This is a genomic window from Schaalia naturae (genome assembly GCF_042665795.1).
Taxonomy (GTDB): Bacteria; Actinomycetota; Actinomycetes; order Actinomycetales; family Actinomycetaceae; genus Pauljensenia; species Pauljensenia naturae.
On sequence record NZ_JBHTEF010000001.1, the window covers coordinates 1,410,572 to 1,424,188 of the forward strand.

A 13,617-nucleotide genomic window follows, 5' to 3' on the forward strand; every position below is an offset into this window, starting at 1 on the left:
CTCAGCCCTGGTCGGTGTCCACGACCCCGGAGGAGACCGCGCGGCGGTGGCGCCTGCGGGTCTGGGGCGCGCGGGGCTCCTCGGCGTGGGAATCCGGCAGCGCGATCTCCTCGAGGGAGGTCACCCGGTGCGCCTGGGCCGACCCGGAGGTCGTCTCCTGGACCCCGGCGGGCGCCGCCTCCGCGGGCGGCTCGACGACGCTGGCCGTGGCCGCGCGGCGCCGGCGCGGACGCCGGGAGGACGAGGACGAGGCCGGCTTCTCCGGTTCCGGCCCCGCGGCCTGGGCGGTCCCCTTCTGGATCTGCCCCGGCTCGGCGGCCCCGTCAGCTGCGGCGCCCTCCCCCGCGGCGTCGCCCTCGTCCCTGTGCCCGTGACCGGACGCGGCGGCGATGGCGGACATGGCCTCGCGGGCCTTCTCGCGCTCCGGGCCCTCGTCGATGCGGCGAGGCTCCTCGGCCGCCTTCTTGCGGGAGTGGCGGTTCGGGCGCGACTCCCCCGCGGGCTCCTCCGACCCGGCGTGCTCGACGGGGTGGTCGTGGACGATGAACCCGCGGCCCTCGCACACCTCGCACGGGGTGGAGAAGGCCTCGACGAGGCCCTCGCCGACGCGCTTGCGGGTCATCTGGACCAGGCCCAGCGACGTGATCTCCGTGACCTGGTGGCGCGTGCGGTCCCGTCCCAGGCACTCGACGAGGCGGCGCAGCACGAGGTCGCGGTTGGACTCCAGCACCATGTCGACGAAGTCGACGATGACGATGCCGCCGATGTCGCGCAGGCGCAGCTGGCGGACGATCTCCTCCGCGGCCTCCAGGTTGTTGCGGGTGACGGTCTCCTCCAGGGTGCCGCCCTTGCCGATGTACTTGCCGGTGTTGACGTCGATGACCGTCATCGCCTCGGTGCGGTCGATGATCAGCGTGCCGCCGCTGGGCAGCCACACCTTGCGGTCCATGCCCTTGGCCAGCTGCTCGTCGACGCGGTGGGCGTGGAAGACGTCGTCCGTTCCGGTCCACAGCTGGACGCGGTCGGAGAGCTCCGGGGACAGCTCGGCGACGTAGTCGGCGACCGTCTGGTAGGTCTCCTTGCCCTGGATGACGAGCTCCGTGAAGTCCTCGTTGAAGATGTCGCGCACGACGCGCACGGCGAGCTCCGGCTCGCCGCGCAGCAGTTTCGGCGCGCCCTTCGTGCTCTGCTGCTTCTTCTCGATGTCCTCCCACTGCCGCGTGAGCCGCGCGACATCGTCGGACAGCTGCTGCTCCGACGCGCCCTCGGCGGCGGTGCGCACGATGACGCCCGCGTGGCCGGGCACAACCTTCTTGAGGATCTTCTTCAGACGCTGGCGCTCGTTCTCCGGGAGCTTGCGGGAGATCCCCATCATCGAGCCGTGTGGGATCAGGACGAGGTAGCGTCCGGCCAGCGTGATCTGGCTGGTCAGGCGCGCGCCCTTATGGCCGATCGGGTCCTTCGTCACCTGGACCAGCACCGCGTCGCCGGACCTCAGCGCGCTCTCGATGCGGCGGGGGCGACCCTCCAGTCCGACGGCGTCCCAGTTCACCTCGCCGGCGTAGAGCACGGCGTTGCGCCCGCGCCCGATGTCGATGAAGGCGGCCTCCATCGAGGGCAGGACGTTCTGGACGCGGCCGAGGTAGATGTTGCCGACCGCCGACTGCTGGGTGTGGCGGGCGACATAGTGCTCGACGAGGAGCCCGTCCTCCAACACCGCGATCTGGTCCAGGCCATCGCGGCGGCGGATGACCATCTCGCGCGTCACGGACTCACGCCTGGCGAGGAACTCCGACTCCGTGATGACGTGGTGGCGCCGCCCCTCCTTGCGCCCCTCCTTGCGTCGCTGCTTCTTCGCCTCCAGGCGGGTCGAGCCCTTGAGGGCCTTGACCTGGTCGGATAGGTCCTCCGGCTCCGCGTCCGGGGAGGAGGAGCGGGAACGGCGGCGGCGCCTCCTGCGCGTCGCCGAGCCCTGGCCCTCCTCTTCCTCAGCCGGGGCGGACGAGGACGAGCCCGCGGGCTCCTCCTCCGGCTGTCCCGCCTCCGGTTCCGCCCCGCTGTCCCCCTCGGAGGAGGATTCCTCCGCCGGGGACTCCTGGGAGGCGGGCTCCTGCTCGGCGGAGCGGGCGCGGCGCGAGCGGCGCGACCGGCGCTTGGGCGCGGCCTCCTGCTCCTCCGGCTCGCCCTGCTCGGGGTCGGATGCGTCTGAGGCCGGGGCGGGGGCCGGCGCGTCCTCTTGGGCGGATCCTGCCCCGCGCCTGCGCCGCCGCCCGCGCGGAGCGGGTTCCTCGCGGTCCCCATCGTCCTCCGTGCGGGTGCGGCCCGGGCCGCGCGAGGAGGAGGACTCGCCGTCGAAGGACGGCTCGGCGAAGGCAGGGGCCTGAAAAGCCGGCGCCTGGAACAGCAACGAGGACGCCGGGGTCTCAGGTGCCGATGTCATGTCGGAAGTACTCACAGTTCTCCAATTGTGTGGGCGCCGGGCCCGCACCGGCCTGCGCCGCGGCTCGCCCGCTCGGGGCGGAAATCCTCCAGGACCGCGGGGTTCGCGGCGACACACGGGGCCAGGGCCGTCTCCGGCCCACAGGCTCACCCGGTTCCCGCCGCGGGGGTGCGCCCGCGACGTCCGTTGTCCTCTCATTGTGGCACAGACATCGCGCGCGGTCCCGGAGCGCCGCTGAGCGTCTGCCCACACCTCATCGCGAGGACACGCCCCAAACAGTTCCTGACCGTTCGGTCGGTGCGATAGGTTGGTGACATCGCGCCACGATCCTGGTCCCCGGTCCGGGACGGTGCGCTCGTCCATCCCCTCCGACACGAAAGGCCGTCACCATGACGTTGGTTCCTGCGGCACTCGATGCGGTGGCCGTGGGGCGGTGGCAGTTCGGGATCACGACCGTCTACCACTTCCTCCTGGTGCCGCTCACCATCGGGCTGTCCCTGCTGGTGGCCATCATGCAGACGATCTGGCACCGCACAGGCAAGGACGCCTGGCTCCAAGCCACGCGCTTCTTCGGCAAGCTGCTGCTCATCAACTTCGCGCTGGGCGTGGCCACCGGCATTGTCCAGGAGTTCCAGTTCGGCATGAACTGGTCGGAGTACTCCCGCTATGTCGGCGACATCTTCGGCGCCCCCCTGGCCGTCGAGGCTCTCCTCGCCTTCTTCCTGGAGTCGACGTTCCTGGGACTGTGGATCTTCGGCTGGGGCCGGCTGTCCAAAGGCTGGCACCTGGCGTGCATCTGGTTCGTGGCCATCGGCACGATGCTCTCCGCCCTGTGGATCCTGGCGGCGAACTCCTGGATGCAGCACCCGGTCGGCACCGTGTACAACGCGGAGACCGGCCGCGCCGAGCTCGACGGCGTCGGCGGATTCCTCGAGGTCATCACCAACTCGGTCCTGGTCTGGGAGTTCACGCACGTCATCGTCAGCGCGTGGCTCATCGCCGCGACCTTCGTCGCCGGCATCTCAATCTGGTGGATGACCCGCGCCGCCCGCGAGGGCGGGAAGGCGGGCCACGCGGAGGCGCAGGAGACGTGGCGTCCCGTCGCCGTGTTCGGACTGGTCATCATGCTGGTCTCCGGGGTGCTCACCATCGGGACGGGCCACATCCAGGGCCAGGAGGTGGCCCGGGTCCAGCCCATGAAGATGGCCGCCGCCGACGGCGTGTGCGTCTCCGACACCGAGGTCGCGATGACGGTCGCCCAATTCGGGTCCTGCCCGACCGACGACTCGGGGGAGCCGACCAAGTTCATCGAGATCCCCTACGTGTCCTCGATCCTGTTCACCAACGACCCACACGGCGAGATCCAGGGCGTGGCCGACATCCAGCGGGACCTCGTCGACACGCTCAACGCGAACCCCGACTTCGTCGCGAAGTACGGCGACGCCGCCGACTACGACTTCCGCCCGCCCCAGACCGTCACCTTCTGGTCGTTCCGACTCATGATCGGCCTCGGCGCCTTCGCCGCGGTCCTGGCCGCGTGGGGGCTGTGGGCCGTGCGACGGGGCCGCGTGCCCACGGACCGCAAGCTCGGCACGTTCGCGCTCATCACCGTGCCCACGCCCTTCATCGCGGCCTCGATGGGCTGGATCCTCACCGAGATGGGACGCCAGCCGTGGGTCGTCGTGCCGAACCTGGAGGACCTGGCCAGCGGGGGGTCGGTCTTCATGCTCACCCAGGCCGGCATCTCGACCGCGGTGCCCGCCGGGCAGGTGCTCGCGACGCTCATCGTGTTCACGCTGCTCTACCTGGCGCTCGCCGTCGTCTGGATCGGCCTGATGCGGCGCTACGCCCGTGAGGGCATCCACTCCTCCACCGCCGACACGACGCCGGACGACGAGTCCGTGGGCGCCCTGTCCTTCGGCTACTGAGCAGGGAGACTCCCATGACACTGAGCATCCTCTGGTTCATCCTCATCGCCGTCCTGTGGACCGGGTACCTGGTCCTCGAGGGCTTCGACTTCGGCGTCGGCATGCTGCTGCACGTCGTGGCGAAGAACGACCGCGAGCGCACCTCCGTCGTGCGTACCATCGGCCCGCACTGGGACGGCAACGAGGTGTGGCTGCTGACGGCCGGCGGGGCGACCTTCGCCGCGTTCCCCGAGTGGTACGCGACGATGTTCTCGGGCATGTACCTGGCCCTCTTCCTCATCCTCGTCCTGCTCATCCTGCGCATCTCCGCCCTCGAGTGGCGCTCGAAGATCGCCACGGAGAAGTGGCGCGCGGTGTGGGACGGGTTCCACACGGCCGCCGCGGTGGGCGTGCCCCTCCTGCTGGGGGTCGCCTTCGGCAACCTCGCCCAGGGCATGAGGATCGAGGTCGTGGACCGGGCGACCCAGCAGGTCGTGCCCACGGCGGACGTCGAGGCTGCGACCGCCACCTCCGCCCACCAGCTCACCGGCGGGTTCTTCAGCCTGCTCACCCCCTTCACGCTGCTCACCGGCGTGGCCGTCGTCGCCCTGTGCGTCTCTTTGGGCGCCCAGTTCCTGGCGCTCAAGACGCAGGGGCCGGTGCGCGAGCGGGCGAACACGCTGGCCGCTCCCGTCTCCGTCGTGGCCGTCGCCCTGGTGGCGGTCGTCGCCCTGTGGGGGCAGTTCGCCTACGCGAGCAACGTCTACGCGTGGATCCCGCTGGTCATCGCGGCCCTCTCGCTCATCGCCTCCGCGGCTCTCGCGCAGCGGGCGACGCGACGCGAAGGCCCGTCCTTCGCGCTGTCCGCCGTGGGCATCGCCGGCGTGGTCTCCTGGATCTTCTGCGCGATGGCTCCCGCCGTCATGAAGTCCAGCATCGATCCGGCCTACTCGCTGACCATCGACCAGGCCTCGGCCACCGGTCCCACGCTGCGGATCATGTCGGTCGTGGCGCTGGTCCTCGTCCCCGTCGTCCTCGTCTACACGGCCTGGTCCTACTGGACGTTCCGCCGCCGCGTGTCCGCCCAGGACGTCGAGGAGAACGCGGGGCTGCCGCCCCGTTCCATCCGGCTCGGCCGCAACTTCCTGGTCGGCTGAGACCGCCGCCCTCCCACCTGCCGGGGGCGGGGCCGGACGCCCGGCCCCGCCCCCGCCCCGCACCCCGGCAGGCAGACCCTGACAGAATGGTCACGTGAAGCCCTTCGACCCGCGGTTGATGACGTACGCGCGCTCCGCGCGCCGCTACATCCTCACCATCGCCGTCCTGGGGCTCCTCACCGCCGTCCTGGTCATCGTCCAGGCCTTCCTCATCTCCCGGGCGGCCAGCCCCGTCATCGAGGGCACCGCCACGCTGGGCGACGTGCGCCGCCCCATCGCGGCGCTGGCCGCGATCGTCCTCGCCCGCGGCCTCACGGTCGGCCTGCGGGAGGCCTGGGGCCGCCGCGCCGCGGAGGGGACGATCCGCGAGCTGAGATCCGCCCTCGTCGAGAAGGCCGAGCGCCTGGGGCCGCGGTGGCGGGCCCGCCACGGCGCCGACACAGCCACCCTGGTCACCCGCGGGCTCGACGACCTGGAGCCCTACTTCGTCAAGTTCCTCCCCCAGCTGGTGCTGGTCGTCACCGTCACCCCGCTGGCCCTCGTCACGATCCTCCTCCAGGACTTCTGGTCCGCCCTGATCTCGGCGCTCACCGTCCCGCTGATCCCCGTGTTCATGATCCTCATCGGGCGTTTCACACAGGAATCCTCGGAGAAGAAGCTGCTGGCGATGGAGCGCCTGGGCTCCCAGCTGCTGGACCTCATGTCGGGGCTGCCCACGCTCCGGGCGCTGGGGCGCGAAGGAGCCCCCCGCGATCACATCCGCCGTCTGGGCCGAGACAACACCCGGACCACGATGGCGACCCTGCGCGTCGCGTTCCTCTCGGGCGGCGTCCTGGAGTTCCTGGCGACGCTGTCCGTCGCGCTCGTGGCCGTCGAGGTCGGTATGCGCCTGGTCTACGGCCACGTCGGCCTCGCCACCGGGCTGGTCATCATCATGCTCGCCCCGGAGGTCTTCGAGCCGCTGCGCCAGGTGGGCGCCCAGTTCCACGCCTCCGCCAACGGCGTGGCGGCCGCGGCCGCCGCCTTCGACGTGCTGGAGGCTGAGGAGCCGCCGCGCGGCTCGTCGGCCGCGCCCCGTCTCGCCGACGCCGACATCGTCCTCGACGACCTCTGGGTGGCCGCGCGGGGCGCGTGGGCGCCCGCGGGACTGTCGGCCGTGCTCTCCCCCGGCACCGTCACCGCCCTGCGCGGCCCGTCCGGCTCGGGGAAGTCCACGACGGCGATGGTCCTGCTGGGGCTGGAGCCCGCCACGCGCGGACGGGTCCTCGTGCGCCCGCGCGCCGAGGGCACGCCCACCGGCCTGGCCGACATCGACCCGGCCTCGTGGTGGGCGGGCGTCACCTGGGTGCCCCAGACGCCGCAGCTGGTGCCCGGGACGGCGCGGTCGAACCTCCCCGGGGACGCCGATCCGGCGACTCTCGCCGAGGCGGCCCAGGCCACGGGGTTCGACACGGTCGTGGACGGCCTCGGGCAGGGATGGGACACGCCCGTCGGCCAGGGAGGCGTCGGCCTGTCCGTCGGACAGCGCCAGCGCCTGGCCCTCACCCGCGCCCTCCTGGACGACTCGCGCCTGGTGGTCCTCGACGAGCCCACCGCCCACCTGGACGCCATGAGCGAGGCCACCGTGGTGCGCACGCTCGCGCGACTGCGGGACCAGGGGCGGATCGTCATCGTCATCGCCCACCGCGCCGCCGTCGTCGCCGCCGCCGACCAGATCATCGACGTGCCTTGGCGGGCGGCGACCCCCCAGGAGGAGAGCCGGTGGCCGCAGCTGTCCCGCGTGGAGCGCCTCGGCGACGTCTCCGTCAGCCTCCCCGGCTTCCTGGATCCCGACCAGGCCGCTGCGGACAAGGCGCACGAGCAGGGGAGCGCCCGGCGATGACCCTGTTCCTCACCGGCGCCGAACGCCGGGCCCTGCGCCGCGTCCTCCGGCTCCTCGAGATCGACGCCCGCGGTGTCGCCGTGTCCGTCCTGCTCGGCGTCCTGTGGCTGGGCTCCGCGATCGGGCTGGCCGCGACCTCCGCCTGGCTCATCGCCCGCGCCTCCCAGCAGCCCCCCGTGCTCTCGCTGACCGTGGCCGCCGTCGCCGTGCGGATGTTCGGCATCTCGCGCGCCCTCATGCGCTACCTCCAGCGCCTCGCCAGCCACCGCGTGGCGCTCACCGGCATGGACGCGCTGCGCCAGAACCTCTACGACGCCCTGGCCTCCGCCCGCGTCGACCGCGTCGCCGCTCTGCGCCGCGGGGATCTCCTGGCCCGCACCGGGGCCGACGTCGACGACGTCGGCGACCTCGTGGTCAAGGCTCTCCTGCCCGCCGCGGTCACCGCCATCGTGGGAGCGGGCACCGTCGCCGGGATCGCGCTCCTGTCCCCGGCGAGCGCCCTGATCCTGGCCGGATGCCTCGTCGTGTCCGGTGTCCTCACCCCCCTCCTCCTCATGCGAGCGGCCCGCGTCGCCGAGGAGGAGTCCCGTTCGGCGCGCACGGACCTGGCGGCCACGGCGATGTCGGTCATGGACGGGGCGGCGGAACTGCAGATCTCGGGGGCCCTCCCCCGCCTCCACCGCCACCTGCGCGACGTCGAGGACGCCCTCAGCCGATCCGCCTCCCGCGCGGCGCGCCTGTCCGGCGCGGCCTCGGGCATCGACCGCATCGCGATGGGCGCGGCCGTGGTCGGCGCCCTGCTGGTCGGCGTCCCCCAGACCGCCTCCGGCCAGGTCGCCGCCGTCGCCCTGGCCGTCCTGGTCCTCACCCCGTTGTCCTCCTTCGAGGGCACGGCCGAGCTGTCCGGGGCGGCCACGCAGCTCGTGCGCTCGGCCTCGGCCGCCGTGCGCATCGACGAGCTGCTGGGCCACGACACGCCGGTGGCCGCCCACCCCGTCCCCGCGAGCCCGGACGGCCCCCGCCTGGTGGCGCGCGGGCTCGCGGTCGGATGGCCCGGCGGTCCCGTCGTCGCCCGCGGGATCGACCTCGAGGTGGGCCCCGGATCCCGCCTGGCGCTCGTCGGCCCCTCCGGGATCGGGAAGTCGACGCTGCTCGCCACGCTGGCCGGCCTGCTCGCGCCCGTCGAGGGCACGGTGACCCTGGACGGGTGCGACGTGTGGGGCGGGGACCGCGCCGACGTCACAGCCCGGGTCACGATGACCGCCGAGGACGCCCACGTCTTCGACACGACGGTCCTGGAGAACCTCCGCGTCGCCGACCCCGGGCTCACCGCCGAACAGGCGACGCGGCTGCTGGCGACCGCGGGCCTCGGCGAGTGGCTGGACCGACTGCCCGGCGGCCTCGACACGCTGCTGGGCCCGGGCGGCACCGCCGTGTCGGGGGGCGAGCGTCGGCGTCTCCTGCTGGCGCGGGCCGTTGCCGCCCCGGCGCCGCTCATGCTGCTGGACGAACCCGCGGAGCACCTGGATCCCCCCACCGCCGACGCGCTGATGCGCGTCCTGCTGGCGACCGGATCCCGCGGGCGCGGCGTCGTCGTCGCCACCCACCGGCTGTCCGCCCTGGGCGGCGCCGACCTCGTCCTCGTCCTCGACCGCCCCGCGCCGGGCGCCCCCGCCCGGGTCGTCGCCCGCGGGACCCACGAGGAGCTCACGCGGCGCAGCGACCGCTACCGTTGGGCTGTCGAACAGGAGGCATGATGACCACGGACCGCCAGGACTTCCGGCTGCTGGAAGCCGCCCTGGACCTCACCTCGAACCTGCACCTGCGACCCGCCCTGCAGAACTTCGTCGACCAGGCCTGCCGCCAGACGGGCGCCCGCTACGGCGCGCTGTCCGTCCTGGACAACTGGGGCGAGACCTCGATGTTCATCCAGCACGGCTTCTCGACCGGCCGGGCCGCCCAGATGGGGCACCCGCCCGTCGGGCTGGGGCTCATCGGGGAGATCCCCACCGAGGGCTCGCTCATCGTCAACGACGTCGCCCATTCGGACCACTCGCCCGTGCCCCTCCCCCCGGGCCACCCCCGCATCGAGAACTTCCTGGGCGTGCCCGTCCTGGTCCACGAGCAGGTCTACGGCCGCCTCTACCTCACCGACAAATTCGGCGGCTTCGACCAGACCGATGTCGAGATCGTCACGGCCCTCGCCTCGGCAGCGGGCGTCGCCGTGGAGAACGCCGAGCTCTACGCGGAGGCCCGCAACCGCGAACGGTGGATCGCGGCCTCCCAGAACCTCACGACGACGATGCTCGAGGGCGCCGACGAGGAGGAGGCCCTCGCCCTCATCGCGCACTCGGTGCGCGAGGTCTCCGAGGCGGACACGGCGCTCATCGTGCTCCCCTCCGTCGGCGACGCCTGGGCGGGGGAGATCGCGGACGGCTACCACTCCGAGCGCCTCGTCGGCGTCGTCTTCCCGCCGGAGGGCCGCGCGATGTCCGTCCTCCATGAGGGCACTGGCATGATCGTCGACTCCCTGGCCCGCGCCCAGACGATGCGGGTGCCCGAGCTCTCCGAGTTCGGGCCCGCCCTCTACGCGCCGCTGCGCACCCGGGGCAAGTCGATCGGCGTCCTCATCCTGCTGCGCCGCCAAGGCCGCTCCGAGTTCGGCTCCTCCGACCTGCCGCTCGCCGAGTCCCTGGCCTCCCAGGCGACCCTGGCGCTGGAGCTGGCGTCCGCCCGCCACGCCGAGGACGTCGCGAACCTTCTGGACGAGCGCGACAGGATCGGGCGGGACCTCCACGACTTCGCGATCCAGCAGCTCTTCGCCGCCGGCATGCAGCTGGACGCCACGAAGCAGAAGGTCGCCGGCGGGGAACTCACCCGCGAGGAGATCATCTCCTCCCTGGACGACTCCCTGGCCTCCGTCGACGAGGCCGTGCGCCAGATCCGGGCGATCGTCCACAATCTGCGCGAACGCGACCAGAACGTCGGGGTGGTCGAGCGCATCCGGCGCGAGGCGTCGCTGGCCCGCAACTTCCTGGGCTTCGCCCCCTCCCTGGTCATCTCCCTGGACGGCCAGGCCATCAACGCCGTGGAGGACCGCGAGGAGACGATGACCGAGCAGGCGGAGGGCCGGGTGGACGACGACCTGTCCGACGACGTCGTCGCCGTCGTCCGCGAGGGGCTGTCCAACATCGCCCGCCACGCCCACGCGACCGCCGCGCGGGTGACGGTCGAGATCGAGGGCCACGAGGAGACGGGGACCCTCACCGTGGCCATCGCCGACGACGGCACCGGCATCGACCCGGACCGCACGCGCAACTCGGGGCTGGGCAACCTGGCGGCCCGCGCGCGCCGCCATGGCGGCACCTTCGAGTTCCACCCCGGGATCAACGGGCTCGGCACGGAGATCGCGTGGAGGGCGCCTCTGGCGAAACCGTGACCCGCGGGCCCCGCCTGCGGGGGCGAGCGGCTCCGGGGATCCGGTCAGTTGCGCCAGGCGGCGGCGCGCTGGCCGGCCACCCATGCGGCGACCTGCGTGCGGCGCTGGAGGCCCATCTTGGACAGCAGCGAGGTGATGTGGTTCTTGACGGTCTTCTCCGCGACGCCGAGCTTCTCCCCGATCTCGCGGTTGCTCAGGCCGTCCCCGATGAGCTCGAGGACCTTGCGCTCCGAAGGGGTGAGATCCGCCGTCGGGTCGTCGTGATCGGCGCGCCGGCGCGTCACCGTCCGTTCGTCCAGCAGGACGCGTCCGGCCGCCACCGCCTTGATGACGTCGGTGATCTCCGCCCCACGCACGGTCTTGAGAACGTAGGCGCGGGCCCCCTTCTGCAGGGACTCCGCCAGCGCCTCGTCGTCGTCGAAGGACGTGAGGACGATCGGCTTGATCTCCGGATGGCTGTGGCTGAGCTCGTCCATGATGTCGATGCCCGTGCCGTCGGGCAGCTGAAGGTCGATGAGAATGACGTCCGGCAGGACCAGGTCGGCGCGGCGCAGGGCGTCGGCGACGGTGCCGGCCTCGGCGACGACCTCGAGATTGTCCGAGCGGTCGACGATCTCGGCGATGCCCCGGCGCACGATCTCGTGGTCGTCGACGATCATGACGCGCACGGGGCTGCCAGGCTGGTTCACGTTCTCGATCACTCCCCCATCGTACCGGGGCGAAGGTCCCAGTGCTGACGCCGGACCGCTCATGAGGGCAGCCATTGCGGGTCGAGGCGTTTCATGGCGTCGCGCGCGGCCATGTTCTCCGCGTGCTTCTTCGAGGTCTCGGTGGCACGGCCAGCGGGTTCGCCCTCGCCGAAGGACACGCGCGCCGTGAAGACGCGCTCGTGGTCGGGCCCTTCCCCCTCGACCGCGTAGACCGGTTCCTCCAGCCCCTGGGCGTGCGCGTACTCGACGAGGATCGTCTTCCAGTCCTGGGTCTGGCCCCTCTCGACCGCGTGGTCGAGCAGGCGGGCGAGGCGGCGGAGGACGACGGAGCGCGCCGCCTCCAGGCCGTGGGACAGGTAGGTGGCGCCGATGAGGGCCTCGACGGTGTCGGAGAGGATCGAGTCCTTGTCGCGGCCTCCCGTCAGCCCCTCGCCGCGCCCCAGCCGGATGAAGTCGCCCAGCCCGATGGAGCGCGCGACCATCGCCAGGGGCTCCTGGGAGACGGTCGCCGCGCGCATCCGCGACAGATCGGACTCGGGGAGGTCCGGGTGGTCGCGGAAGAGCCTGTCCGCGACCACGATCGACAGGACGGCGTCGCCGAGGAACTCGAGGCGCTCGTTGTGCGGGATGCCGCCCGCCTCGTAGGCGTAGCTGCGGTGCGTGAGGGCGAGCTCCAGCAGTTCGGGATCGATGTCGGCTCCCCACCGCGCGAGAAGCTGCGCGGGGTCGTCGTTGGGGGGGACGGGCAGTCGCGGCGTGCGTGGCATCAGCGCGCGTCCCCCTCCGAGCCGGGGGCGTCCTCCAGGAGGGCGGCGAGGCCCGCCAGGCGCGGGTCGACGTCCTCGTGGCGGTGGCCGGCGGGCAGGTCCGCGAGCCTCTCGCCGCACACGGGGCACAGGCCGGGGCAGTCCGGGCGGCACAGGGGCAGCGGATCGACGAGCGTGACCACGGAATCGCGGACCAACGGCTCCACGTCGATCGTGTCGTGCGGCCCGATCCGGGCGACGTCGTCCTCCTCCGGCTCGTCCTCCGCCTGCTGGCGTGCGCGGCGGTGGCGGGGGTCGCCGGGCTCGAAGTAGACCTCGGCCGCCTCGACGTCGTGGTGGGCGCGCACCGGGTCCAGGCAGCGCACGCACTCCCCGATCAGGTCGACGGCCATGGTCAGGCGCACCAGAACCCCGTCGTCGACGGAGGTGAGGTCGACCTCGGGAGCCAGCTCGGTCCCGGGTTCGACGCGCATCGAGGAGGTGCCGAGGTCATCGGGCGCGGTCCAGGCGAGCGACCGGTGGACCGTGGAGCCGATCGCCCGCGGCAGATCGGTCAGGGTGAGGAGCAAGGGGGTGTCAGTCGTGGTCAATGCTGATGTCCGTCTGGTCGATTCCGTTGCGCTCGGCGATGGCGTGCCGGCCCGCGTCCGTGCGCCGCTGGAGGTCGGAGAGCAGCCGGGAGAGCTCGCCCAACGAGGTCGCGGCATACTCGTCGGCGCCACTGCGCATCCTCTGCTCGCGATCCTTCGCCTCCGAGACGATCTGGCGGGCGCGATCCTCCGCCATCTGCGTGATCGTCGCCGAGGACACGAGGCGCTCGGCCTGCGCGCTCGCGTCGGCCAGGGCGGACTCCGCGTCGGCCCGCGCCTGGGCGCGCGTGTTCTCCGCGTCCTCGGCGGCGCGAGCCGCCAGGTGGTCGGCCTGTTCACGGGCCTCGGCGAGCATCTGCTCGGCCTTCTCCCGCGCCGCGTCGATCGTGGCGCGCGCCCGGGCGTTCGCCTCCGCGATCGTGACCTCGGCGGCGGAGTCCGCTCGGCCGAGCACGGCGTCGGCGTCGGCCACGACGGCGTCGGCCGCCACGAGGTCCTCCGGGAGGGCCTCCCGGGCCTGCTCGATGAGGTCGACGAACTCCGCGCGGTTCACCATCACCGTGGCGGACAGGGGCACCGCCCGCGCCTGGCTGATGAGATCCTCCATCTGGTCGAGCGCGGCGATGACCGTCGAGGGGCCGTAGACCGTCTGGTCGCCCGACCAGTCCTGGTCCCCTCCTGCGGCGGCGCCGTCGGGCCCCGCGTCCTGCTGCTGCTCAGCCATC

Annotated in this window: 10 protein-coding genes; 5 read left to right on the forward strand and 5 right to left on the reverse strand. The window is 72.7% G+C overall.

Annotated features, from left to right (window positions below; genetic code table 11):
- Position 1 precedes the first annotated feature (1 nt).
- Positions 2–2,440 (reverse strand): Rne/Rng family ribonuclease, encoded by a 2,439-nt coding sequence (locus tag ACFQWG_RS06210; protein WP_380973220.1) that lies wholly within the window; start codon positions 2,438–2,440, stop codon positions 2–4.
- A 389-nt stretch (positions 2,441–2,829) separates the two neighbouring features.
- Between ACFQWG_RS06210 and ACFQWG_RS06215 the strand changes: the two genes are divergently transcribed.
- The 5 genes from ACFQWG_RS06215 (at position 2,830) to ACFQWG_RS06235 (ending at position 10,825) form a co-directional block, all read left to right on the forward strand.
- Positions 2,830–4,368 (forward strand): cytochrome ubiquinol oxidase subunit I, encoded by a 1,539-nt coding sequence (locus ACFQWG_RS06215; RefSeq protein ID WP_380973222.1) that lies wholly within the window; start codon positions 2,830–2,832, stop codon positions 4,366–4,368.
- A gap of 14 nt (positions 4,369–4,382) precedes the next feature.
- Positions 4,383–5,504, forward strand: a complete 1,122-nt coding sequence (gene cydB / locus ACFQWG_RS06220; RefSeq protein ID WP_380973224.1) for a cytochrome d ubiquinol oxidase subunit II — start codon at positions 4,383–4,385, stop codon at positions 5,502–5,504.
- Positions 5,505–5,598: 94 nt separating this feature from the next.
- The gene (cydD, locus tag ACFQWG_RS06225; RefSeq protein ID WP_380973227.1) at positions 5,599–7,386 is read left to right on the forward strand and encodes a thiol reductant ABC exporter subunit CydD; all 1,788 of its coding nucleotides are present in this window, start codon (positions 5,599–5,601) and stop codon (positions 7,384–7,386) included.
- The gene (gene cydC / locus ACFQWG_RS06230) at positions 7,383–9,143 is read left to right on the forward strand and encodes a thiol reductant ABC exporter subunit CydC (RefSeq protein ID WP_380973230.1); all 1,761 of its coding nucleotides are present in this window, start codon (positions 7,383–7,385) and stop codon (positions 9,141–9,143) included. The genes cydD and cydC overlap by 4 nt, the downstream gene beginning before the upstream one ends.
- Positions 9,143–10,825: a sensor histidine kinase gene (locus ACFQWG_RS06235; RefSeq protein ID WP_380976259.1), complete on the forward strand. Its 1,683-nt coding sequence runs from the start codon at positions 9,143–9,145 to the stop codon at positions 10,823–10,825. The genes cydC and ACFQWG_RS06235 overlap by 1 nt, the downstream gene beginning before the upstream one ends.
- Before the next feature lie 44 nt (positions 10,826–10,869).
- Here ACFQWG_RS06235 and ACFQWG_RS06240 read toward each other — a convergent pair whose 3' ends face one another.
- The 4 genes from ACFQWG_RS06240 to ACFQWG_RS06255 form a co-directional block, all read right to left on the reverse strand.
- Positions 10,870–11,484: a response regulator gene (locus ACFQWG_RS06240; protein ID WP_291496231.1), complete on the reverse strand. Its 615-nt coding sequence runs from the start codon at positions 11,482–11,484 to the stop codon at positions 10,870–10,872.
- 89 nt (positions 11,485–11,573) lie between these two features.
- Entirely contained in the window at positions 11,574–12,302 is a 729-nt protein-coding gene (gene rnc, locus ACFQWG_RS06245) for a ribonuclease III (protein ID WP_380973232.1), read from the reverse strand.
- Positions 12,302–12,892, reverse strand: coding sequence for a YceD family protein (locus ACFQWG_RS06250; protein ID WP_380973235.1), 591 nt, complete (start codon positions 12,890–12,892; stop codon positions 12,302–12,304). The genes rnc and ACFQWG_RS06250 overlap by 1 nt, the downstream gene beginning before the upstream one ends.
- Complete coding sequence (locus ACFQWG_RS06255) at positions 12,879–13,616, reverse strand: hypothetical protein (RefSeq protein WP_291496229.1); 738 nt, start codon at positions 13,614–13,616, stop codon at positions 12,879–12,881. The genes ACFQWG_RS06250 and ACFQWG_RS06255 overlap by 14 nt, the downstream gene beginning before the upstream one ends.
- Position 13,617 lies beyond the last annotated feature (1 nt).